The organism is Streptomyces sp. GL_148 (genome assembly GCF_057834205.1).
On the sequence record NZ_CM174396.1, the window covers coordinates 6,032,803 to 6,055,960 of the forward strand.

The 23,158-nt window shown below is 71.9% G+C and carries 15 protein-coding genes; 7 read left to right on the forward strand and 8 right to left on the reverse strand.

From position 1 onward, the window contains the following. The first annotated feature begins 8 nt into the window (after positions 1-8). A complete protein-coding gene (locus AC3IYI_RS27845) occupies positions 9-1,034 on the forward strand; it encodes an ATP-dependent 6-phosphofructokinase (protein ID WP_489406290.1) in 1,026 nt (341 codons plus the stop codon). Between the two features lie 162 nt (positions 1,035-1,196). On the opposite strand, the gene AC3IYI_RS27850 is transcribed toward AC3IYI_RS27845, so the two are convergent. Beyond that, positions 1,197-1,820, reverse strand: a complete 624-nt coding sequence (locus AC3IYI_RS27850; RefSeq protein WP_489406291.1) for an XRE family transcriptional regulator — start codon at positions 1,818-1,820, stop codon at positions 1,197-1,199. A gap of 307 nt (positions 1,821-2,127) precedes the next feature. Between AC3IYI_RS27850 and AC3IYI_RS27855 the strand changes: the two genes are divergently transcribed. Together AC3IYI_RS27855 and AC3IYI_RS27860 are read left to right on the forward strand one after the other, a co-directional pair. After that, a complete protein-coding gene (locus tag AC3IYI_RS27855; RefSeq protein ID WP_489406292.1) occupies positions 2,128-2,541 on the forward strand; it encodes a MerR family transcriptional regulator in 414 nt (137 codons plus the stop codon). A 26-nt stretch (positions 2,542-2,567) separates the two neighbouring features. Next, positions 2,568-2,927, forward strand: a complete 360-nt coding sequence (locus AC3IYI_RS27860) for a thioredoxin family protein (RefSeq protein WP_489406293.1) — start codon at positions 2,568-2,570, stop codon at positions 2,925-2,927. Here AC3IYI_RS27860 and glgB read toward each other — a convergent pair. The 4 genes from glgB to AC3IYI_RS27880 form a co-directional block, all read right to left on the reverse strand. Then, entirely contained in the window at positions 2,905-5,259 is a 2,355-nt protein-coding gene (glgB, locus tag AC3IYI_RS27865; protein WP_489411693.1) for a 1,4-alpha-glucan branching enzyme, read from the reverse strand. The two genes, AC3IYI_RS27860 and glgB, sit on opposite strands and share 23 nt — an antisense overlap. Beyond that, complete coding sequence (locus AC3IYI_RS27870; protein ID WP_489406294.1) at positions 5,211-6,662, reverse strand: maltokinase N-terminal cap-like domain-containing protein; 1,452 nt, start codon at positions 6,660-6,662, stop codon at positions 5,211-5,213. Before AC3IYI_RS27870 ends, glgB begins: the two co-directional genes overlap by 49 nt. A 172-nt stretch (positions 6,663-6,834) precedes the next feature. Continuing rightward, the gene (gene treS, locus AC3IYI_RS27875) at positions 6,835-8,529 is read right to left on the reverse strand and encodes a maltose alpha-D-glucosyltransferase (protein ID WP_489406295.1); all 1,695 of its coding nucleotides are present in this window, start codon (positions 8,527-8,529) and stop codon (positions 6,835-6,837) included. Further along, the gene (locus AC3IYI_RS27880) at positions 8,526-10,520 is read right to left on the reverse strand and encodes an alpha-1,4-glucan--maltose-1-phosphate maltosyltransferase (protein WP_489406296.1); all 1,995 of its coding nucleotides are present in this window, start codon (positions 10,518-10,520) and stop codon (positions 8,526-8,528) included. Before AC3IYI_RS27880 ends, treS begins: the two co-directional genes overlap by 4 nt. A 476-nt stretch (positions 10,521-10,996) precedes the next feature. On the opposite strand from AC3IYI_RS27880, the gene glgP reads away from it, so the two are divergent. Next, positions 10,997-13,633, forward strand: coding sequence for an alpha-glucan family phosphorylase (gene glgP / locus AC3IYI_RS27885; RefSeq protein ID WP_489406297.1), 2,637 nt, complete (start codon positions 10,997-10,999; stop codon positions 13,631-13,633). A gap of 13 nt (positions 13,634-13,646) precedes the next feature. Here the strand turns inward: glgP and AC3IYI_RS27890 are convergent, their stop codons facing one another. Further along, entirely contained in the window at positions 13,647-14,657 is a 1,011-nt protein-coding gene (locus AC3IYI_RS27890) for an Lrp/AsnC family transcriptional regulator (RefSeq protein WP_489411694.1), read from the reverse strand. Between the two features lie 262 nt (positions 14,658-14,919). Between AC3IYI_RS27890 and AC3IYI_RS27895 the strand changes: the two genes are divergently transcribed. Together AC3IYI_RS27895 and AC3IYI_RS27900 are read left to right on the forward strand one after the other, a co-directional pair. Beyond that, on the forward strand, positions 14,920-16,458 hold the full coding sequence (locus AC3IYI_RS27895; protein ID WP_489406298.1) for an MFS transporter: 1,539 nt from the start codon (positions 14,920-14,922) through the stop codon (positions 16,456-16,458). Between the two features lie 266 nt (positions 16,459-16,724). Beyond that, on the forward strand, positions 16,725-17,225 hold the full coding sequence (locus AC3IYI_RS27900; RefSeq protein WP_489406299.1) for a hypothetical protein: 501 nt from the start codon (positions 16,725-16,727) through the stop codon (positions 17,223-17,225). A 71-nt stretch (positions 17,226-17,296) separates the two neighbouring features. Here the strand turns inward: AC3IYI_RS27900 and AC3IYI_RS27905 are convergent, their stop codons facing one another. Both AC3IYI_RS27905 and AC3IYI_RS27910 read right to left on the reverse strand, forming a co-directional pair. Next, positions 17,297-18,757: a nitronate monooxygenase gene (locus AC3IYI_RS27905; RefSeq protein ID WP_489406300.1), complete on the reverse strand. Its 1,461-nt coding sequence runs from the start codon at positions 18,755-18,757 to the stop codon at positions 17,297-17,299. 254 nt (positions 18,758-19,011) lie between these two features. Further along, positions 19,012-21,282 carry a M4 family metallopeptidase gene (locus AC3IYI_RS27910; protein WP_489406301.1) on the reverse strand — a complete coding sequence of 757 codons (2,271 nt, stop codon included), beginning with the start codon at positions 21,280-21,282 and terminating at the stop codon, positions 19,012-19,014. Between the two features lie 381 nt (positions 21,283-21,663). Between AC3IYI_RS27910 and AC3IYI_RS27915 the strand changes: the two genes are divergently transcribed. Next, positions 21,664-23,139 carry a sugar transferase gene (locus AC3IYI_RS27915; protein WP_489406302.1) on the forward strand — a complete coding sequence of 492 codons (1,476 nt, stop codon included), beginning with the start codon at positions 21,664-21,666 and terminating at the stop codon, positions 23,137-23,139. The last annotated feature ends 19 nt before the right edge of the window (positions 23,140-23,158 follow it).

A 23,158-nucleotide genomic window follows, 5' to 3' on the forward strand; every position in this document is an offset into this window, starting at 1 on the left:
ACAGCACGATGCGTATCGGAGTTCTCACCGCAGGCGGCGACTGCCCGGGCCTGAACGCTGTCATCCGGTCGGTCGTACACCGTGCCGTGGTCGGGCACGGGGACGAGGTCATCGGCTTCGAAGACGGCTTCAAGGGCCTCCTCGACGGCAATTTCCGCCCCCTCGACATCAACGCGGTCAGCGGCATCCTCGCCCGCGGCGGCACGATCCTCGGATCGGCCCGCATGGAGCGCGCCCGCCTCCACGAAGCGGCCGAGAACGCCGTCGAACTGGCCAAGCGCTACGGCATCGACGCCCTGATCCCGATCGGCGGCGAGGGCACCCTGACGGCCGCCCGGATGCTGTCGGACGCCGGCATGCCGGTCGTCGGCGTGCCGAAGACCATCGACAACGACATCTCCTCCACCGACCGCACCTTCGGCTTCGACACCGCCGTCATGGTCGCCACGGAGGCCATCGACCGTCTCAAGACCACCGCCGAATCGCACCAGCGCGTCATGGTCGTCGAGGTCATGGGCCGGCACGCGGGCTGGATCGCCCTGGAGTCCGGCATGGCCGGCGGCGCCCACGGAATCTGCCTGCCGGAGCGCCCCTTCGAGGTGGACGCCCTGGTCAAGATGGTGGAGGAACGATTCGCCCGCGGTAAGAAGTTCGCCGTCATCTGCGTGGCCGAAGGCGCGCACCCCGGCGAGGGCTCCATGCCGTACGAGAAGGGCGCGATCGACCAGTACGGTCACGAGCGCTTCGCCGGCATCGGCAACCGCCTCGCCGTCGAGCTGGAGCGGCGCCTGGGCAAGGAAGCCCGCCCGGTCATCCTCGGCCACGTCCAGCGCGGCGGCACCCCCACCGCCTACGACCGCGTCCTCGCGACCCGCTTCGGCTGGCACGCGGTCGAGGGCGTCCACCGCGGCGACTTCGGCAACATGACCGCCCTGCGCGGCACCGACATCGTCATGGCCCCGCTGGCCGACGCCGTCACCGAGCTGAAGACCGTCCCCGAGGGCCGCATGTACGAGGCCGAGTCCGTCTTCTGAGCGTCCCGGCGGCCGGGACTTCCGTCCCCGGTCCGGCCGCCGCCGACCGGCCCCCGGGGCGGGACCCCCGCCCCCACTTCGCGCGCCGAAAGGCCCCGATCGCGTCCTCGTCCGGACGCGATCGGGGCCTTTCCGGTAGGGAGCCCGCGGGCGAAATGTGTCCTACGATGCACCCCCCGCGAGGTACCAGAACCGCTCCACGATGTCGCCCAGGTACTCACGCCCCGAGTCACCGCTGCCGGCCTCGCCCTGCCCGGTGCCCCAGCTCAGGGTCGCCACCATCCGGGACTGGTACTCGCCGTGAAGCTGCTCCAGCACCCGCTCCAGATGCCCCTTGGGCACCGGAAGCAGCTTGGCCAGCGGCTTCACGTACGCCTGCCAGCGCGTGGTCACCGCGCTGCGCAGCAGCTCGGCCAGCTCCTCGTGCTTGCCGGTCGCCGTCACGAACTGGGCCAGCGTCAGCCCCAGAGCCGTCGCCAGCGCGGCGGACTGCCGCTCGTTGCCCTTCCAGCGGCCGGTGTCCTCCATCTTCTGGTACGCACCCGCCTCCACCCCGACCCGGCGGGCCAGGTCCTCGGGGGCCAGGCCCCGGGAGACGCGGTGTTCCCGCAGGGTGACCGGCTCCGCGAGCAGCTCGCCGGGGGAACACCAGAGCACGCCGGCCAGGGCGGTGACCTCGGTGGAGGTGGGCGAAATCTCGCCACGCTCCCACGCCATCACGGTCTCGGGAGTGACAAGCAGTCCGTACTGGGCGCGCAGGCCATAGGCGACATGACCGGGTGCCATGCCCAGGGCAGCGCGGAGACGACGCGCGGCGGGGGCATTGAAAGGAGGGCTGGAGTGCACATGGCACACCGTAGGAGTGGCCGAGGCGCGGCGACTACAGACCAATCAAACAAGCCCATAACTCGTAGGAACGTCCTATGGAGTTAAGGGCTTTCGTCGGTTTTCTCTGCGACTGTCCGGTAATCGGGGCGATCGGTGATCCACTTCCCAGCGTACGTTTCCGGCCGCGGTAGCGGTAGACCCGCACACGATCCCCTCACGGGATCTCCTTGCATTGACGTCGGCGTCAAGGATTACCGTCGGGGCCATGCGAATCGGCGAACTGGCCGAGCGTGCGGGCACCAGCACCCGGACGCTCAGGTATTACGAGTCGCGGGGACTGCTGCCCGCCCGGCGCGACGGCAACGGCTATCGCGACTACGACGAGGAAGACCTGCGGCTGCTCCGCCAGATCCGCACGCTCCAGGACTTCGGCTTCGACCTGGAGGAGACCCGCCCGTTCGTGGAATGCCTGCGAGCCGGGCACCCGTCCGGCGACTCCTGCCCGGCCTCGCTGGCCGTCTACCGGCGCAAGCTCACCGAACTGGACGGCCTGATCGGCCGCCTCGGCGACGTGCGCGACCAGGTCGCGAGCCAGCTCGCCGAAGCCGAAGCCGAAGCCGAAGCCCAAGCCGAAGCCGGAGCCGAAGCGGCACAGCCCAGATGCGAGATGACCGGCTGATCCGGCCGGGACGAGAGAGGAACCACATGATGAAGGCGCACGGTGTGGCCGAAGTGACCGACGCGGACTTCGAGCGGGAGGTGCTCGCCGAGCGCGGCCGGCCCGTCCTGGTGGAGTTCACCGCCGACTGGTGCGGCCCGTGCCGCCAGCTCGCACCCGTCCTGTCCGCGGTCGCCGCGGAAGAGGCCGACCGCCTCAAGGTCGTCCAGATCGACGCGGACACCAACCCCGGCACGGTCGTGCGCTACGGAGTGCTGTCCATGCCGACCCTGCTCGTCTTCCGCGACGGCGAGCCCGTCCTGCAGCTGGTCGGAGCCCGCGCCAAGCGCAGGCTCCTCCAGGAGCTGGACGGGGTCCTGGCCGCTACCGCCGCGGCATCGGGCTGAACCAGAGCGTCGCCAGGGGCGGGAGGGTCAGGCGCAGGCTCGCCGCGCGGCCCTGTGCGGGCACCGGTTCGGGGCGCAGCGGCTGGGTGTGGTGGACGCCGCTGCCGCCGTAGAGCTGCTGGTCGGTGTTGAGGACCTCCCGCCACAGGGGGACCTCCTCCGGGACGCCGATCCGGTACCCGTGCCGGACCACCGGGGAGAAGTTGGAGACGCAGAGCAGCTGCGAGCCGTCCTGGGCGAAGCGGAGGAAGGCGAAGACGTTGTCCTCCGCCGCGTCCGCCTCCACCCACGCGAACCCCTCCGGCACGGTGTCCCGCTCCCACAGGGCCGGAGCCGCCCGGTAGGTGCGGTTCAGGTCGCCCACGAGGCTGCGTACGCCCCGGTGGTCACCGGCCGCCGCGTACGAGGAGTCCAGCAGCCACCAGTCCGGGCCGTAGGTCTCGGACCACTCCGAGCCCTGCGCGAACTCCTGCCCCATGAAGAGCAGCTGCTTGCCGGGGTGGGCCCACATGAAGCCCAGGTACGCGCGGTGTATGGCCCGCTGCTGCCACCAGTCCCCGGGCATCTTCGACACCAGCGAGCCCTTGCCGTGCACCACCTCGTCGTGCGAGATCGGCAGCACGTAGTTCTCGCTGAACGCGTAGATCATCCCGAAGGTCATGTCGTGGTGGTGGTACTTGCGGTGCACCGAGTCCTTGGACGCGTAGCGCAGGGTGTCGTGCATCCAGCCCATGTTCCACTTCAGCCCGAAGCCGAGCCCGCCCGCGTCGGTGGGCTGCGTGACGCCCGGCCACGCCGTGGACTCCTCGGCGATCGTCACCACGCCCGGGCAGCGCCGGTAGACGGTGGCGTTCATCTCCTGGAGAAACGCCACCGCGTCCAGGTTCTCCCGCCCGCCGTGCTCGTTCGGCGTCCACTCGCCGTCCTTGCGCGAGTAGTCGAGGTAGAGCATCGAGGCCACCGCGTCCACGCGCAGCCCGTCCACGTGGAACTCCTGGCACCAGTACACGGCGTTGGCGACCAGGAAGTTGCGGACCTCCCGGCGTCCGTAGTCGAACTCCAGCGTTCCCCAGTCCGGGTGCGCGGCCCGCTGCGGGTCGTGGTGCTCGTACAGCGGCCGCCCGTCGAACTCGGCGAGCGCCCACTCGTCGCGCGGGAAGTGCGCCGGCACCCAGTCGACGATCACCCCGATCCCGGCCCGGTGCAGCGCGTCCACCAGGAAGCGGAAGTCGTCCGGGGTGCCCATCCGGGAGGTCGGCGCGTAGAACCCGGTGACCTGGTAGCCCCAGGAGCCGCCGAAGGGGTGCTCGGCGACCGGCATCAGCTCCACGTGGGTGAAGCCGAGCTCCGTCACGTACGCGGGCAGCTGCTCGGCCAGCTGCCGGTAGGAGAGCCCCGGCCGCCAGGACGCCAGGTGCAGCTCGTACACCGAGAAGGGCGCCTGGTGCGGCGGGCGCTCCCCGCGCTTCGCCATCCACTCCGCGTCCTGCCAGGCGTAGGAGGAGGCCGTCACCACCGAGGCGTTGGCCGGCGGGACCTCGGCGTGCTTCGCCATCGGGTCGGCGCGCAGGGTGTGCGAGCCGTCCGGGCGGGTGATGTCGTACTTGTACAGGGCGCCCTCGCCGACGCCGGGCAGGAACAGCTCCCACACGCCGGTCGCCCCGAGCGAGCGCATCGGGTAGGCGACGGAGTCCCAGTACGAGAAGTCCCCGCTGACCCGCACGCCCTGCGCGTTCGGCGCCCACACCGTGAACCGGGTGCCCGCCACCCCCTGGTGCTCCATCGGCTCCGAGCCGAGCGCCGTCCACAGCTCCTCGTGCCGGCCCTCGCCGATCAGGTGCAGGTCGAGCTCGCCGAGCGCGGGCAGGAACCGGTAGGGGTCGTGGACCTCCACCTCGTCGCTGTCGTACGCAACCAGCAGCCGGTAGTCCGGCACGCCGGTCAGCGGCAGCAGCCCGGAGAACAGCCCGTCGCCCTCGTCGAAGAGCTCGGCCCGCAGCCCCTTGGCGACGATGGTGACCGCCTTCGCGTACGGACGCAGCACCCGGAAGGACACCCCGCCCCGCTGGGTACGGGCCCCGAGCACCCCGTGCGGATCGTGGTGGCGGCCCTCCAGCAGCCGGGCCCGCTCCTGCGCGTCCAGCGCCGGCGCCGGCCGGACCCCGCGCGGCGGGGCGGCCTTCCGGGCCCTGGGGGTCCGGGGCTTCTTCACGGGGTCGGCGGCGCCGGAAACGGCGGTCTTGGCTTCGTCGCGGACGGTCGGTGACGGCGGTCGTGCGGCGCTCACGCGAGCGGCCTCCTCGGGGGCTTCGGGTGGTGGGGGGTGGTGGATCCGGGGACGGGGGGATGCGTGCGGTGGGAGAGGGGACGCTGCGGCTCGGAGAGCCGCCGGATCGCCGCCATCGGCACGTGCAGCCAGTCGGGCCGGTGCCGGGACTCGTAGCGGGCCTCGTACACCGCCTTGTCGGTCTCGTAGGCGCGCAGCAGTACGGGGTCCTCGCGCGGGTCCCGGCCGGTCGTGCGGGCGTAGCCCTCGCAGAAGGCGGCCCGGCAGTCGTCCGCCCAGGCGGGGGCGAACGGCCGGTGCGAGCGGGCCGCGTAGTCGAAGGAGCGCAGTATCCCGGCGATGTCCCGGACCGCCGGTTCGGGGCGGCGCCGGTCGGCCAGCGGCCGGGCCGGCTCGCCCTCGAAGTCGATCAGCGCCCAGCTGCCGTCGGCAGTGCGCAGGGTCTGGCCCAGGTGCAGGTCCCCGTGGATCCGCTGGGCGGACAGCACCCCGGTCCCGCGGGAGGCGGCCAGCGCGTCGAAGGCCCCGCGCAGCCCCGCCTCGTAGGGGCGCAGGGCCGGTACCTCGCGGGCGGTGGCGGCGAGCCGGGCCGTCATCCCGGCGGCCAGCCGGGCCGTCTGCTCCGGGCCCAGTGCGACGGTGGGCAGGGCCCCGGCCAGCGCGCTGTGCACCTCGGCGGTGGCCCGGCCCAGCGCGTGCGCCTCGGCGGTGAAGTCGGCGCCGGTGCGCAGCCGGTGCAGCGCGAGCTGCCAGCCGTCGTCGGAGCCGCGCAGGTACGGCTGGAGCACGCCCAGGGTCAGCGGTTCGGAGCCGGGCAGCTCGGCCTCGTACCAGGCGACCGGCGCGGGCACCCGGGCGCAGCCGGCCGCGGCCAGGGCCCGGGGCAGCTCCAGGTCGGGATTGACCCCGGGGCCGACCCGTCTGAAGATCTTCAGGATGTACGAATCCCCGTAGATCAGCGAGGAGTTGGTCTGCTCCCCGGACAGCGGCCGGGGGGTGGGCGCCTCGGGGATCAACGCGGCCGGATCCCGGTCGAAGCGCAGCGGGCCCAGGGTGCCGGGGGAGCGCAGCCGCTCCAGCAGCAGCGAGGCGAGCCGCGGATCGCCCAGCCCCTCGTAGACCGACTGGCCGGCGTACGGGCCCTGCTCGGCGCGGCCGATCAGCGCGGGCGCGAGGGCCGGCGGCAGCGGGCTCGGGCGGATGCCGAGGAGGAGCTGGTAGCAGTCCCCGTCCACGTCCAGCAGCAGGTGCAGCAGTCCGGGGGCGGACCCGGGCGGGAGCAGTTCGGCCGCCGAGATGGTCCTGAGCCGTCCGATGGCGCGGCCCTTGCCCGCGAACCAGCGCTGCGCGGGCAGCCAGGCCCGCAGCATGGGCTCCAGTGGACCGAGCCCGAGCCCGGTGGCCCGGTCGGCGGTGAGCCGATCCCGGGCGGATGCAGCCTCCGACATGGCGTCGCGTCCTTTCCCCGGGCCGTCAAAGAATGCGCAGAGTGTCCCGGATCGCGGTGTGTGCTTCTCCGGTGTGAGGGAGTGTCGGGTCAGAAAGGTCCGTACAGGGGCGGGCGATTGACCCATTCGCCCGCCCTCGTGCACCTCGTGCGTCGTCACTGCGAGCGGAACGTCACTCCGAGCGCAGGCGGAACCAGTAGAAGCCGTGTCCCGCCAGGGTCAGCAGGTACGGCCACTCGCCGATCGGCGGGAACCGGACGTCGCCGGTGAGTTCCACCGGGACCCGCCCGTTGAACGACCGCAGGTCCAGCTCGGTGGGCTGCGCGAAGCGCGAGAAGTTGTGCACGCACAGCACCAGGTCGTCCCCGTACTCACGGAGGAAGGCCAGCACCGCCGGGTTCGTCGAGGGCAGTTCGGTGTACGAGCCGAGTCCGAAGGCCGGGTTGGCCTTGCGGACCTCGATCATCCGGCGGGTCCAGTGCAGCAGCGAAGACGGTGAGGCCATCGCCGCTTCGACATTGGTCACCTGGTACCCGTGGACCGGGTCCATGATGACCGGCAGGTTCAGCCTGCCCGGATCGCACGAGGAGAAACCGGCGTTGCGGTCCGGGGTCCACTGCATCGGCGTGCGCACGCCGTCGCGGTCACCGAGCCAGATGTTGTCGCCCATGCCGATCTCGTCGCCGTAGTACAGCACCGGCGAACCGGGCAGCGACAGCAGCAGGGCGGTGAACAGCTCCATCTGGTTGCGGTCGTTGTCCAGCAGCGGGGCGAGCCGGCGCCGGATGCCGATGTTGGCCCGCATCCGAGGGTCCTTGGCGTACTCGGCGTACATGTAGTCGCGCTCTTCGTCCGTGACCATTTCGAGGGTGAGCTCGTCGTGGTTGCGCAGGAAGATGCCCCACTGGCAGCGGTCCGGGATCGCCGGGGTCTTCGCCAGGATTTCGGAGACGGGGTAGCGGGACTCTCTTCGTACCGCCATGAAGATGCGCGGCATGACGGGGAAGTGGAAGGCCATGTGGCACTCGTCCCCGCCCTTCTGGAAGTCCCCGAAGTAGTCGACGACGTCCTCGGGCCACTGGTTGGCCTCGGCGAGCAGCACGGTGTCCGGGTAGTGCGCGTCGATCTCGGCGCGGACCGCCTTGAGGAGGGTGTGCGTGCGCGGCAGGTTCTCGCAGTTGGTGCCCTCCTCGGCGTACAGGTAGGGCACGGCGTCGAGGCGGAAGCCGTCGATGCCGAGGTCGAGCCAGAAGCGCAGCGCGGAGACGATCTCCTCGACGACGGCCGGGTTCTCGTAGTTGAGGTCCGGCTGGTGGGAGAAGAACCGGTGCCAGTAGTACTGCTTGCGGACCGGGTCGTACGTCCAGTTCGAGGTCTCGGTGTCGACGAAGATGATGCGGGCGTCCTGGAACTGCTTGTCGTTGTCGGCCCACATGTAGTAGTCGCCGTAGGGCCCCTCCGGGTCCTTGCGGGACTGCTGGAACCACTCGTGCTGATCGCTCGTGTGGTTCATCACGAAGTCGATGATCACCCGCATGCCGCGGGTGTGCGCCGCGTCCACGAACTCCACGAAGTCGGCGAGATCGCCGAATTCGGGCAGCACTGAGGTGTAGTCGGCGACGTCGTAGCCCCCGTCGCGCAGGGGCGAGGCGAAGAACGGCGGGAGCCACAGGCAGTCGACGCCGAGCCACTGGAGGTAGTCCAGTTTGGCGGTGAGCCCCTTGAGGTCACCGACGCCGTCGCCGTTGCTGTCGTGGAAGGACCGTACGAGGACCTCGTAGAAGACCGCCCGCTTGAACCAGTCGGGGTCGCGGTCCTTGGCGGGGGTGTCCTCGAAGGTGTCGGGGACGGGATCGTTGATCATCATGAGATGGGTGACCCTCCGGTGGGCGGGGACGGTCGCAGAGCCGCCAGAACGTGCGCGGGCGTGCGGCCCGGTTCCAGACGCACGTAGTTGGCCCTGCCCCAGTGATAGGTATCGCCGGTGAGCTCGTCGCGCACCGCGAGGGACCCGTGCCAGTCGAGGCCGAGTACCGGCATGTCCAACGAGACCGTCGCCTCCTGGGTGTGGTGCGGATCGAGGTTGACGACCACCAGTACGGAATTGCTCCCCGCGTGCTTCGAATAGGCGATCACCTGTTCGTTGTCGGTCGGGTGGAAATGGATGTCGCGCAGCTGCTGCAGCGCGGGGTTGCGCCGGCGCAGCCGGTTCAGGGAGGTGATCAGCGGGGCGATCGTGCGGCCCTCGCGGTCGGCGGCGGCCCAGTCGCGCGGGCGCAGCTCGTACTTCTCGGAGTTCAGGTACTCCTCGCTGCCCTCCTTGACCGGGGTGTTCTCGCAGAGCTCGTAACCGGCGTAGACCCCCCAGGTGGGGGAGAGCGTGGCGGCGAGGACCGCGCGGATCTCGAAGGCGGGGCGGCCGCCGTGCTGAAGGTATGCGTGCAGGATGTCGGGGGTGTTGACGAAGAAATTCGGCCGCATGACGGAGGCGGAACGGGTGTCCGCGAGCTCCGTCAGGTACTCGGTCAGCTCGGCCTTGGTGTTGCGCCAGGTGAAGTACGTGTAGGACTGCTGGAAGCCGACGGCGGCCAGCGCCCGCATCATCGCGGGGCGGGTGAAGGCCTCGGCGAGGAAGATCACGTCCGGGTCGGACTTGTTGATGTCCGCGATCACCTTCTGCCAGAACACCACCGGCTTGGTGTGCGGGTTGTCGACCCGGAAGATCCGGACGCCGTGCTCCATCCAGTGCCGCAGGATCCGCACCGTCTCCCCGACGATGCCGGCCATGTCGGCGTCGAAGTGGATGGGGACGATGTCCTGGTACTTCTTCGGCGGGTTCTCCGCGTACGCGATCGTCCCGTCGGCGCGGTGGCGGAACCACTCCGGGTGCTTCTCCACCCACGGGTGGTCCGGGGAGCACTGCAGGGCGAAGTCGAGCGCCACCTCGATGCGCAGCTCGCGGGCCTTGGCGACGAAGGCGTCGAAGTCCTCCAGGGTGCCGAGCTCGGGGTGGACCGCGTCGTGGCCGCCCTCGGTGGAGCCGATGGCCCAGGGCACGCCCGGATCCCAACTCCCCGCGGACAGCGTGTTGTTCGGACCCTTGCGGTACGTGCTCCCGATCGGGTGGATGGGCGGCAGGTACACCACGTCGAAGCCCATCGCGGCGACGGCGGGAAGCCGCTCGGCGGCGGTCCTGAACGTTCCGCTGACGGGAGCCTCGCCGGGCTCCAGCACCGCCCCCTCCGACCGGGGGAACATCTCGTACCAGGAACCGAAGAGGGCCCGCTTGCGCTCGATCAGCAGCGGCAGCGGCTTGGAGGCCGTCACCAGCTCCCGCAGCGGGCGCTTCGCGAGCAGCGCGTCGATCCGCGGTCCGAGGGCGGCCGCGTACCGCTCGGCGACGGGCCGGTCCTCGTCGCGCATCACGTCCGCGGCGGCCAGCACGTGCTCGCGGCCGTCCCGCTTGGGAATCTTCGCGGCGGCCCGCTCGTAGAGCTCGGCGCCTTCCAGGAGGGTGAGCCCGGTGTCGATCCCGGCCGGGATCTTCACCGCCGCGTGGGCCCGCCAGGTGCCCACCGGATCGCTCCACGCCTCGACGGTGTACGTCCACCTCCCCTCGACCTCGGCGGACACCCGCGCCCCCCACCGGTCGGTGCCGGGAGCGAGCTCGGACAGGGGCACGGGGGGCCGCAGCCGCCCGCTCGGATCTCGGAGCACGACATGGGCCGCCACGGCGTCGTGTCCCTCGCGGAACACGGTGGCGGAAATCTCGAAGACCTCGTCCACGACCGCCTTGGCGGGTCTGACGCCGCAGTCGACGGCGGGGCGGACGTCCAGCACGGGAATGCGACCGATCATGATGGGATCACCTGGGGGCAGTTCGCAGGGCTCGGTGACAACAGGCCAGCCGGCGAGGCGGCTGGTAGTGCACGCTCTGTTCGCTCTGTTTCTAGCCGCTCGGAAGACGGCTGGGCTGCGGGCATGGCCGCTCCTGTCCGCGTTCACTCGGGTGGCGGGAGAGGTCGGGGGGAGGGTGCGCCGTGCGCGTACCCGGGGAGCCCTTCCCACTCCAGCCCGGCCCATGCCGCGTGTTCGGTTAACTACTCGTACGTAGTGGAACGCCTGCCCGCACGCCGCGGCTCGACACCTGCCGATGCTCCGTCAACTCGAAGAGGACTAACGGATGTCCACCGGCCCGCCGGCGCCCGGTGGAGGCGCGCTGGAGGCGCCATGGCCGGGCGGGGTGGTCGACGCTAGCCTTCCGGGGGTGACGCTCGCGGTGCACAGCGTGGTGTGGCCGCTCCGATCCGTAATCCCCTGCGAAGGTGGAACGCGTGAAGGCTATCCGTCGATTCACCGTGCGCCCCGTCCTCCCCGAGACCCTCTCGCCGCTCGCCGACCTCGCGCGCAACCTGCGCTGGTCCTGGCACGCCGAGACCCGTGAACTCTTCCAATCCGTCGATCCCGAGGGCTGGCAAGCCGCCGGCGGGGATCCCGTCCGGCTGCTCGGCGCCGTGTCCGCCGCGCGGATCACCGAGCTCGCCGGGGACCGGCGGTTCCTGAGGCGGCTCGCCGTCGCCGCCGCCGACCTCGATGACTACGTCCACGGCGGGAGGTGGTACCAGAGCCACGAGGCAGCCGCGGAGCTGCCCGCCGGCATCGCCTACTTCTCGCCCGAGTTCGGGATCACCGCCGCCCTGCCCCAGTACTCCGGCGGGCTCGGGATCCTCGCCGGGGACCACCTCAAGGCCGCCAGCGACCTCGGCGTCCCCCTCATCGGCGTCGGACTCCTCTACCGGCACGGGTACTTCCGCCAGTCCCTCTCCCGGGACGGCTGGCAGCAGGAGCACTACCCGGTGCTCGACCCCAACGAACTGCCCCTCGCGCTGGTGCGCGAAGAGGACGGGACGCCCGCGCGGGTGTCCCTGAGCCTGCCCGGCGGCCGGGCCCTGCACGCGCACGTCTGGCAGGCCCGCGTCGGCCGGGTGCCGCTGCTGCTCCTCGACTCCGACGTCGAGGACAACGACGCCGTCGCCCGCGAGGTGACCGACCGGCTGTACGGGGGAGGCAGCGACCACCGGCTCCTGCAGGAGATGCTCCTCGGCATCGGCGGGGTCCGGGCGGTCCGCGCCTACTGCCGGATCACCGGGCATCCCGACCCCGAGGTCTTCCACACCAACGAGGGCCACGCCGGGTTCCTGGGACTCGAGCGCATAAGGGAACTGGAAGGGCAGCAGGGACTCGGCTTCGACGCCGCCGTCGAAGCCGTCCGGGCCGGCACCGTGTTCACCACGCACACCCCCGTCCCCGCCGGCATCGACCGCTTCGAGCGGTCCCTGGTCGCCCGCCACTTCGGCGACGGCGGCGAACTGGCCGGCGTACCCGTCGACCGGATCCTGGCCCTCGGCGCCGAGACCTACCCCGGCGGCGACCCCGGGGTGTTCAACATGGCGGTGATGGGCCTGCGCCTCGCCCAGCGGGCCAACGGGGTCTCCACCCTGCACGGCGCCGTCAGCCGCGAGATGTTCGCCGGGCTGTGGCCGGGCTTCGACCCCGCCGACGTGCCCATCACCTCGGTGACCAACGGCGTGCACGCCCCGACCTGGGTGGCGCCCGAAGTCGTGAGGCTCGGCGTGAAGCAGATCGGCGCCGGCCGCACCGAGGACGCCCTCTCCGTCGGCGGCTCGCAGCGCTGGGACGCCGTCGCGGACATCCCCGACCAGGACGTCTGGGACCTGCGCCGGGTGCTCCGGGAGCAGCTCGTACAAGAGGTACGGGACCGCCTGCGCGCCTCCTGGCGCCAGCGCGGGGCCGCCGCCGCCGAGCTGGGCTGGGTGGACTCCGTACTCGACCCGGACGTGCTGACCATCGGGTTCGCCCGCCGGGTGCCGTCCTACAAGCGGCTCACCCTGATGCTGCGCGACCCCGACCGGCTGCGCCGCCTGCTGCTGGACCCGGACCGGCCCGTGCAGATCGTGGTCGCGGGCAAGGCGCACCCGGCCGACGACGGCGGCAAGCGGCTCGTCCAGGAACTGGTGAGGTTCGCGGACGACCCCCGCGTGCGCCACCGGATCGTGTTCCTGCCCGACTACGGCATGGCCATGGCCCAGAAGCTCTACCCGGGCTGCGACGTCTGGCTGAACAACCCGCTGCGCCCGCTGGAGGCCTGCGGCACCAGCGGGATGAAGGCGGCGCTCAACGGCTGCCTCAACCTGTCCGTCCTGGACGGCTGGTGGGACGAATGGTTCGAGCCGGACTTCGGCTGGGCCATCCCGACCGCCGACGGACTCGGCGCGGACGAGGACCGCCGCGACGACCTGGAGGCGAACGCCCTCTACGACCTGATCGAGGGCCGGGTCGCACCCCGGTTCTACGACCGGGCCGGACAGGCCGGACTCCCGGTGCGGTGGATCGAGATGGTCCGGCGCACCCTCGTCTCCCTGGGGCCCAAGGTGCTCGCGGGGCGCATGGTGCGGGAGTACGTGGAGCGGCTCTACGCTCCGGCCGCGCTCTCCCACCGCGCCCTGACCCCGGACACGGCGCGGGACCTCGCCTGGTGGAAGGGGCGGGTCCGCGCGGCCTGGCCGCAGCTCACCGTCGAGCACGTGGAGGCCCTGACCGCGGGCCCGGTCGGCGGCACCGCCGAACTCGGGGCCACCCTCACCCTGCGCGTGCAGGTCTCCCTCGACGCCCTGGCCCCCGAGGACGTGGAGGTACAGGCCGTCGCGGGCCGGGTCGACGCGCAGGACGTCATCCGGGACGGGCGGGCCTTCCCGCTCAAGCCCGCCGGCGGCCCCGACCTGGAGGGCCGCTGGCTGTACGAGGGCCCGCTGGCCCTCGACCGTACGGGACCCTTCGGCTACACCGTACGGATCATGCCGGCGCACCCGCTGCTGGCGACCCCGGCCGAACTGGGCCTGGTCGCCGGTCCTGTGGACACGGACACGGGAGGCGGAGTCGTACTGCGCTGACGGCCCCGGCCGTTCAGGGGGCGGGCGGCGGATCCACCAGCCGCCCGTCCTCCACCAGCATCCCGGCCCGCTTGACGCTGCGCAGGGCCGGGATCACCTCCACCTGCCCCACGCCGTCCACCGCGCCGATCCGCTCGGTCAGATACGTGTAGAGCGCGTCCGTGTCCCGGCACACCACCACCGCCATCAGCGAGGCGGCCCCGGTCACGGCCGCCGCGAAGGCCACCTCGCGGTGGCCCGCCAGCGCCGCCCCCACCTGCGCCAGCCGGGCGGGCGGGACGGAGAGCACGATCGTCGCCTCCGCCTCGTAGCCGAAGAGCGCCGGAACGAACTCCACATCGAAGAAGACCGCCCCCACCTCGCGCAGCCGCTCCAGCCTGCGCCGGGCCGTGGACTCCGACAGGCCGCCGGCACGCGCCAGTTCTGGATACCCGGCGCGGCCGTCCCGGCCCAGCACCGAGAGCAGGGCCAGCTCCGCCTCGTCGAGCGCGTACCGCTGCGGACCCGGTTCGGCGGCGGGCCGCGTCAGGGCCGCCGTCTGGTCGGGGCGCAGTACGTCCAGGCCCACCCAGGCGTCGGGCCCTCCGAAGAACTTCCGCAGGATGGTGTGGGCACTCACGCCGGTCACCCGGCGGGTCCGCGGCAGCTTCTCCAGCAGCAGGGCGTCGCGGTCCTGGCGGGTACGGGCCCGGGTCATGCAGTGGATCTCGGTACCGCCCGAGCCCAGGGTCACCCACGCGATGTCCGGGCGGCGCGCGAGCGCCTCGGCCACCGGCAGCGCGGCGTCGGGGGCGCACTGCACCCGCAGCCAGGACTCGAACAGTCCGACGCGGCTCCCCAGCGGCAGCCCGACGACCCGGACCAGGCCGGTGGTCCGCAGCCGCCGGTAGCGCCGTACGACGGTCTGGTCGGAGACCCCCAGCACCTCGGCCAGCCGGCTGAAGGGGGCCCGGCCGTCGATCGTGAGGGCCTGGACCAGGGACCGGTCGAGGAGGTCCAGCTCCGCATCGTTCACGGTTTCCATCATCACAGACGGCTCGGTGGGCGAAATCCGCCGGCGGGGAGCTGCTGGGTGGGGGGTGGTGGTGGCGGGCTGGCACTTTGTGGGAGGGCGGAAGCCGAGCCCCTGCCGGGCCCGGCGGGCGCCCACCCGGCCCCCGGGTTCCTGCCCCGTCCCGTCCTGCCCCTGCCCTCGTCCCGCCCTCGTCCCATCCCCGCCCCGCCTCTGCCCTGCCCCGCCCCGCCTCTGCCCCGCCCCTGCCTTCGGACATCTCCAGGAGTAACCCATGCGCAAATGGCTGCCGTTGACGGCGGTGTGTCTCGGAGCCTTCATGCTCCTGGTCGACGTCACGATCGTGACCGTCGCCCTGCCCGACATAGCCCCCGACATGCGCACCGGCTTCTCGGGGCTCCAGTGGGTGATGGACGGCTACGCCCTCGCCCTGGCCGCCCTGCTGCTCGGCGCCGGATCGCTCGCCGACCGGATCGGCCGGCGCCGCGTCTACCTCGGCGGGCTCGCACTCTTCGCCGCCGCCTCCCTCGCCTGTGGCCTGGCACAGGGCCCCGCCGAGCTGATCGCCTTCCGCGCGGTCCAGGGCATCGGCGGCGCCGCGATGTTCGCCACCACCATGGCCCTGCTCAGCTCCACCTACCAGGGCCGCGACCGGGGCGTCGCCTTCGGCGTCTGGGGCGCGGTCAACGGAGCGGCCGCCGCGGCCGGTCCCCTCATCGGCGGGCTGCTCACCGAGCAGTTCGGCTGGCGCTGGATCTTCTTCATCAACCTCCCGGTCTGCGCCCTCGCCGTGTACGTCACCCTCAAGGCCGTCACCGAGTCCCGCGACCCGCACGCCAAGGGCCTGGACCTGCCCGGCATGGCCACCTTCACCGTCGGCGCCAGCGCCGTCACCTACGCCCTCATCCGCGGCGGCGAGAACGGCTGGACCTCCGCCGGCACCCTCGGCCTGTTCGCCCTGGGCGCGGCCTCCTTCGCCGCCTTCGTCCTCGTCGAACTGCGCGGCTCCCGGCCGATGCTGGACCTCTCGCTCTTCCGCAGCCCGGTCTTCGTCGCCGTGATGACCGCCTCGATGGTGATGTCCGGCGCCGCCTTCGGGTACCTGATGTACGTCTCCCTGTGGCTGCAGACCGCCGAGGGCATGGGCCCGGTCGGCGCCGGACTGGCCCTGGCGCCGATGAGCCTGGCCGGCTTCCTCGTCTCCGCGGCCTCCGGCAAGCTCCTGCACGGGGCTTCGCCCCGGATCACCATCGGCGGCGGGCTCTTCCTCATCGCGGTCGGCGCGCTGCTCCAGGGCTGGATGCTGGACGCGGGCGACGGCTGGACGGTGCTGGTGCCGGGCCTGGCCGTCGCCGGTGTGGGCGTCGGACTGATCTCCCCGGCCCTGGCTGCCGCCGCGATGGGCGCCGTGCCCCCGGCCCGGGCGGGCATGGCGGGCGGTGCGCTGAACACCGCGCGACAGCTCGGCATGGCCCTGGGCATCGCGGTGCTCGGCGCGGTCTTCCACGCCGGGCTGGCCGACGGCCTCGCCGGCTCCGGGCAGCCGCACGGCACGGCCACGGCGCTGGCCGGAGGCGGGGCTGCGCGGCTGCTGGACACCGTTCCGGGGGCCGGGTCCTGGGTGGAGGCGGCCTTCGCGAGCGGGCTGCGCGACACCTTCTGGGTCGCGGGGGCGATGGGCCTGGCGGGGGCGCTGATCCTGGTGGTGCTGGTCCGCCGGCCGGCCGCCGGGCCCGGCGGCGGGGGCCCGGCTCCGGTGCCGGGTCAGGTCTCCGGGGCGGCGGACCGGGGTGCCGGACACGCCGCCGTCTGAGCCGCCCGGACGGGCGTACGGGGCTGCGCGCGAAGCCCCGTACGGCCGCCCCGCCGGCCACGTCACGCGCACCTCGGACGCCCCGGATCCCGCGTGGATCCGGGGCGTCCGGGTGTTCGGGTGCGGAGGGGACCGTGAGGGTGAACCTTCGAACGTGCTGCCGTGCCGAATCGTTTCTCCATGGTCGTCCGCTCCTACGCTGCCCGGGGATGCCCACCGCACCAGGCATCCGAGGAACCCGAGGAACCCGAGGAACGGACTTCCCAATGCGTCTTCGCACCACCGCCATCGCACTCGTAGGCGCCCTCGCGCTGGTCCTGCCGACCGCCGGGCTGTCGTACGCGAACGACCACGACGACGACCGCGAGCACCTCGGCACGCTGCACTACCGCTTCAGCGACGACGGTGACACGCGGCACGGCCGGATCGAGCCCGCCGACAACGACACCTGCTACCAGCTGACGGACGCTTCGCGGAACCACCCGGCCTTCCAGGTGCGCAACGACACGGAATCGCTGGCGGTGCTGTTCGAGGACCGCGCCTGCGGCGGCCCGGCCGTGGAGACGCTGGAGCCGGGCGAGCGGGCGGACGACTTGGAGGTCCGCTCGGTCCTCTTCAAGCCGGCCGACGACGAGGACCACCACGGCCGCCACGACGGACGCGACGACTGGGGCGACGACGAGGACCGCACCATCGGCGGGCGCGCGGCCGGAGCGGACGGCTCCACGTCGGACATCCTCGACCGGATCTTCCGCTCCATCGGCTGATCCCCGGCCGGTGAGCCGGAAGGGCCCGGCACCCCGCTCGGGGGTGCCGGGCCCTTCTCGCGCCGTGTTCCTCAGCCGGCCGGACGCCGGTCCGCGCCCGCCGCGAGCCAGTGCACCACGTCCGCGGCCGTGTAGGGCTCGCCGTTCGGGGCGAGCTCCGGGAGGAAGGACAGGTCCTTGCCGATCGTCACCAGCGGGGGTTCCACCCGGCCGTGCGGCCGCCGCTGGGCCAGTCCGATCGTGGCCAGCAGGCCGTTGCACAGGCACTGGCGGCCCTTGGTGTCGGAGGCCTCGCCGCCCTTGCGGACGTACGCGGCCACCGGCTCGGCCGCGCACCGGTAGACCAGACCGCGCGGACCCCGTACGGGGGTGCGCAGGAACCCGAGGTCGCAGACCCGGCGCCGGGCTGCGGACACCTCCGGCTGGGAGAGCGTCCCCGGCAGGTCCGCCACCTTGAACGGGAAGGAAGTAGGGGAGGCCTCGGGGTCGTTGCGGACCGAGAGGGTGCCGGTGTGGGCCCGGTCCAGCAGCTCCTCGCGCAGGTGGCGGGCCATCCCCGACTCCTCGCACAGGGCGAACGCGCTGCCGATCTGGACCCCGGCCGCGCCCTCGGCGAGCGCCTGGGCCACGGCCTCGGGGCCGGCCTGGCCGCCGGCGAGCCAGAACGGCAGCCCGAGCGCCGCCATCTTGGCGAGGTCGGGGCTGTCGCGCGGGCCGTAGACCGGCTCGCCGTCCTCGTCGAGCTTCATCGGCCCGCGCGGCGGGGCGCTGTGGCCGCCGGCCTGGCTGGTCTCGATCACGAAGCCGTCGGGGCGGGTGATCTCGTCCCGGGCCAGGTAGGTGGCCAGGACCGGGAGCGAGACGATGGCCAGCACGTGGGGGCGGCGCAGCGGGCCGGGCAGGTGTCCGGCGAGCAGGGCCGCGGGGTCGAAGAGGTGCTCCAGGGGCTCCTCGTCGCCTTCTACGTGGATCTTGCTCACGCAGCGTTCGTAGCGCGCCAGCCTCGAGGCGAGGGCAGGGATCTGACCGGGGACTCCCGCGCCCACGAGCACGTAGTCGACGCCTGCCAGGATCGCGCCGAACATTGCGGGGGCCGTGGCGAGCTGGATCTTCTCCAGGTAGTTGATGCCGATGACACCGTCATGTCCCTCCTTGGCGAGCCAGACCTCGACGAAGTTGCCGAGGACGGTGAGGATCTCGGCCTGCGACCCGCCCGTCGCCCGCAGCCGCGGGGTGGTGCGCATCGCCACGCCGTCCGCGAGGCCTTCCTCGCGGAAGTAGAGGTCGAGGGCGGACCGGGCCAGCTCCGGCAGCGGGAAGGCCGCCAGGGCCCGGCGGGCGTGGCCGCCGGGGTCGCCGGTCTGCAGCACGCGGGCCAGTACGACGTCCAGCGCCGTCCCGGAGACCACGCCCAACTGGCCCTCGCCGGAGACGGCCCCGGCCAGCCGCCAGCCGGAGACGCCGACGCCCATGCCGCCCTGGATCAGCCAGGGGTGCTGCGCGGCGGGGGCGGTCGTGGGGGTCTGCGGCATGGGTCACGTCCTCGGAATCACCCGAACCTACGGTTCCGTAGGTTCGCTGAATTCCACTATGACCCCGAGGTCGCCCGCCGAAGGGCGCCGAAGGTCCCGGCCCTCAGGGGCGCTTGACCTTGTCCGGCGGGGCTTGTGACTCCTCCCCTTCCCGAAGGAGGGGGAATGGAACAGGGCCGCCCGGGGAGGTCTTCTCCCGGGCGGCCCCGTGATCTAGCGGTTCAGCTCTGGTTCACGGACGGCCCCGGTGGGGGTCAGAAGGTGAGCTTCCAGCTGTCGATCTTGCCGGTGTCGATGTTCGCGTTGTCGTTGACACGCAGCTTCCACACGCCCTGGGCGACCTCGGAGGAGGCGTTGACCGTGACGGACTTGATGATGTTGTCCGCACTGCCGCCGCTGCGGTTGTGCAGGTTGTACAGGGTGCCGTCGGGGGCGACGAGGTCGACCTTCAGGTCACCGATGTAGGTGTGGATGATGTTCACGTCCACCTTGAGCGTGCTCGGGGCGTTGCCCGTGCGGTTCACGGTGATCGGCGAGTCGACCGTCGAGTTGTCGGCGATCGCGTAGTCCGTGGTGTTCTGGAAGACCGTCTGCTGCTGGGTGCCGACCGTCCAGGTGAACGCCGCCGTCCCGGTCTGGTTCGCCGAGTCGGTCACCGTGACGGTCACGTTGGACGTGCCCGCCGTGGAGGCCGTACCCGAGATCAGGCCGTTGGAGGCGTTGATCGACAGCCCGGCCGGCAGGCCGGTCGCCGCGTAGCTCAGGGCACCCGCGTTGGTGCTGGTGGCCTGGACCTGGAGGCTGACGGCGCTGCCCGTGACGGTGTTCTGGCTGCCCGGGTTGGTGACCGTGACGCCGTTGACGATGCGCGGACCGACGTTGATGGCGGCCCAGGCGTTGGCGGTGTTGTTGTACGTGGTCGAGCCGAGGCCGTACAGGTCCGCGGCGGCCGTCAGGGTGGCCGTACGGGCCGCCTCGTAGTTGGTGTTCGACCTGAACAGACCGGTGGTCAGGGCGCGGAACCAGATCTTGGACGCGGCGTCGCGGCCGATCGCGGTGACCGGGAGGCCGTCGGAGGTCGGCGAGTCGTAGCTCACGCCGTTGACGACCTTGGCGCCGGAGCCCTCGGAGGCCAGGTAGTACCAGTGGTTGGCCGGACCCGAGGAGTAGTGGACGTCGATCGAGCCGATGCCCGAGTACCAGGCGTCCTTCGACGAGCCGTCCTTGCTCGGCTTGTCCATGTACCGCAGCGGGGTGCCGTTGCCGCGGATGTCGATCTTCTCGCCGACCAGGTAGTCGCCGACGTCGTTGGCGTTGTTGGCGTTGAACTCGACGGCCGCCGCCATGATGTCGGAGGTCGCCTCGTTGAGGCCGCCGGACTCACCGGCGTAGGTCATGTTGCCGGTGACCGAGGTTAGGCCGTGGGTCATCTCGTGCGCGGCCACGTCGATCGACGTCAGCGGGTGGGTGTTGCTCGTGCCGTCGCCGTAGGTCATGCAGAAGCAGGAGTCGCTCCAGAACGCGTTGACGTACGCGTTGCCGTAGTGGACCCGGGTGTACGGGGCCACTCCGTCGTTGCGCAGGCCGTTGCGGCCGTGCACGTTCTTGTAGTAGTCCCACGTCAGCTGGGCGCCGTAGTGCGCGTCGGCGCCGGCGGTCTCGCGGTTCGACGGGAGACCGTTGCCCCAGATGTCGTCCGGGCCGGTGAAGAGGGTGCCCGTGCCGCTGCCCGTGCCCCCGTTGAGGTCGTAGGTCTTGTGGGCGCCGCGACCGGCGTCGTTCAGCGTGAAGTTGCTGCCCGACGGCGAGGTGCCCAGCGTGACCTGACCGCCGTACATGGTGTTGCCGGTGCCGGTCTCGATGGCCTGCCACTCGGTGATCTTCGCGCCGGTCTTGGCGTTGGTCACCACGTGCAGTTCGCTCGGCGTGCCGTCGTGCTGAACGCCGCCGACGACGGTCTCGAAGGCGAGGACCGGAGCGCCCTGGGCGGCCCAGATCACCTTGCGGGCGCCCTTGGAGGCCTTGGCGTCCTTGGATCCCTCGGCCTTGGCGGCGGAGACCGCCTGGCCCTCGGCCGCGGCCGGGGTGACGGTGGCGGTGGTGTCCGCGACCTTGACGTCGTGGTGGGTGGCCTTGGTGACGCTCTTGGTGACGCCGTCCTTGGCGTGGACGGTCAGGTCACCGCCGAGCACCGGTATGCCGTCGTAGGTGCGCTCGTACATCGTGTGCGTGGTGCCGTCCACGTCCTTGACGACTTCGCGGACGACGAGCTTCTCCGTGCCGGCGAGGCCGAGGGCCTTGGCCGCCTGCACGGTGGTGGAGTTGGCCTCGGCCAGGAGCGTCGCACGCTCCGAAGCGCTGAGTGCGCGGTTGGCCGCGCCCGGGTTGGCCTGGGCGGCCGATCCGGCCTGCGACGCGGTGGCGTCGGCGGTGGCGGATCCTGTCTGGATGCCTACGGCGAGGAGAGCGGCCGCGGCAACAAGCGCGCCGGCCGTGGTGGCACGCCGCTGGGGGGTGGGACTCAACGCAGACTCCTTCTGCAAGGGGGGTTCCGGATGGCTGGGTGGGCCTCCGGGCAGATCGGGCTGGTGCGCAGAACGGTCGAAGAGTGCCACCTGCGCGCTGCGATGTCAGGGCCGCGTCAAAAGGTTGGCCGGAAATCGTTCGTTGTCCGAAGTGACGTATCCGGTATGCGGAACATTCACTTCGGGATGAGATAAGGGGCGCCCTGTGTCCGGGATGTCGACCGCCGGCCGCTAACGCTTGGGCAACAAGACGTCCGGTTCCCGGAAACGGCATTTACCGTACGGGTGTTTGTCGTACTGTTTCCCGGTGCGTCTGATGTCCACTGCCTGGGGAAGCCGCGGACCAGCGCCACTGCCATAGACCACGTGCCAGGGGGGCCCATGAGGCATGTCCATATACCTGTGCAAAGAGTGGCCGAAGCGGCCCGGGCGTCGGCCATGCCGGCCCGGGGCCTCGGCGACAAGGCCCGCTGGTACCTGCCCGCCGCGGTCGCGGCGGACCTGATCGGCGCGGGAGTCCCCGTCGGCCTGGTCTTCGAGGCCGCTCAGCAGGCCCGGCCCCTCTTCTGCGCTCTCGGAGCGGCCCTTGCCTGGACCGGCGTACAGCTGATGCGCCGGCGCTACGCGGGCCGTGCGCTCGGCGAATCCCGGGGAGTTCTGCCGGTCGTACACGACTGGCTGATTCTGATCGGCGTACTCGCCGTGGCCCGCGTGGTCACGGGTGAGAACACCCCCCGGCTGGGCGCCCTCGGCGCCCTCGTGCCGGCCCTGCTCGTCACCGTCGCCTGTCACAAGCTGACCTACCGTCACCTCTCCGCCGCCCGGCGCGAGGCCCATGCGGTGAGCCGGGTGCTGGTCGTCGGCGAGCCCGACGCCGCCGAATCCGTCATCGGACACCTCGCCGCGCGCACCGACCACCCGTACGTGGTGGTCGGCGTGGTCCCGGTGGGGCCCGGCACGATGGACAGCGGGGTACCCGTGGCCGCGCGGCTCGGCTCCGCGACGGCGCCGTCCCCGAACGGGGACTCCGCCGCCGTGCTCGGCGCCGTCGCCGCCCACCGTGCCGACCTGGTGCTCGTCGCACCGGGGGCCCGGCTCGCGGGGGACCGGCTGCGCCGGATCTCCTGGGCCCTGCACGACGCCGGGCTCGAACTGGCGGTCTTCCCCGGCCTGGTGGAGGTCTCCGTCAAGCGGCTGGAGACCGTGTCCGCGGGCGGCCTGGCCGTGCTGCGGGTGGCTCCGCCGGTGAGCCGGGGCGTGCAGCCCCTGCTGAAGTCGGTACTGGACCGGGCGGGCGCGGCGCTCGGACTGGTGCTGCTGTCGCCGGCCTTCCTCGCGATGGTCCTGGCGATCCGCTTCGGCTCGCGCGGGCCCGCCTTCTACCGGCAGCGGCGCATAGGCCGCGACGGGGTCCCGTTCGTCATGTGGAAGTTCCGCACGATGGTCGTGGACGCGGATGCGCGGAAGGCCGAGCTGTCCGGGGCCAACGAGAACGACGGCCTGATGTTCAAGATGCGCCGCGACCCCCGGGTGACCCGCGTGGGCCGGCTGCTGCGCCGCACGTCCATGGACGAACTGCCCCAGTTGATCAACGTGGTGGCGGGCGACATGTCACTGGTCGGCCCGCGCCCGCCGCTGCCGGAGGAGGTGGCCGAGTATGACGAGGTCGAACTGCGCCGGCTCGCGGTGCGGCCCGGGATGACCGGGCTGTGGCAGATCAGCGGGCGGTCCGACCTCTCGTGGGACGAGACCATCCAGCTCGACCTGCAGTACGTGGACAACTGGTCGTTCACCAGTGACGTCGACGTGATGGGCCGCACGCTCCGCGCCGTGGTCGACGGTCGCGGAGCGTACTGAGAAGGGCCGGGGGCCCTCG

Coding starts and splice junctions, on each gene's coding strand:
- AC3IYI_RS27915 (WP_489406302.1), top strand. CDS start 21,664: ATGAGGCATGTCCATATACCTGTGCAAAGAGTGGCCGAAGCGGCCCGG.
- AC3IYI_RS27890 (WP_489411694.1), bottom strand. CDS start 14,657: ATGGAAACCGTGAACGATGCGGAGCTGGACCTCCTCGACCGGTCCCTG.
- AC3IYI_RS27895 (WP_489406298.1), top strand. CDS start 14,920: ATGCGCAAATGGCTGCCGTTGACGGCGGTGTGTCTCGGAGCCTTCATG.
- AC3IYI_RS27870 (WP_489406294.1), bottom strand. CDS start 6,662: ATGTCGGAGGCTGCATCCGCCCGGGATCGGCTCACCGCCGACCGGGCC.
- AC3IYI_RS27905 (WP_489406300.1), bottom strand. CDS start 18,757: ATGCCGCAGACCCCCACGACCGCCCCCGCCGCGCAGCACCCCTGGCTG.
- AC3IYI_RS27860 (WP_489406293.1), top strand. CDS start 2,568: ATGATGAAGGCGCACGGTGTGGCCGAAGTGACCGACGCGGACTTCGAG.
- treS (WP_489406295.1), bottom strand. CDS start 8,529: ATGATGATCAACGATCCCGTCCCCGACACCTTCGAGGACACCCCCGCC.
- AC3IYI_RS27900 (WP_489406299.1), top strand. CDS start 16,725: ATGCGTCTTCGCACCACCGCCATCGCACTCGTAGGCGCCCTCGCGCTG.
- AC3IYI_RS27880 (WP_489406296.1), bottom strand. CDS start 10,520: ATGATCGGTCGCATTCCCGTGCTGGACGTCCGCCCCGCCGTCGACTGC.
- AC3IYI_RS27845 (WP_489406290.1), top strand. CDS start 9: ATGCGTATCGGAGTTCTCACCGCAGGCGGCGACTGCCCGGGCCTGAAC.
- AC3IYI_RS27850 (WP_489406291.1), bottom strand. CDS start 1,820: ATGGCACCCGGTCATGTCGCCTATGGCCTGCGCGCCCAGTACGGACTG.
- AC3IYI_RS27855 (WP_489406292.1), top strand. CDS start 2,128: ATGCGAATCGGCGAACTGGCCGAGCGTGCGGGCACCAGCACCCGGACG.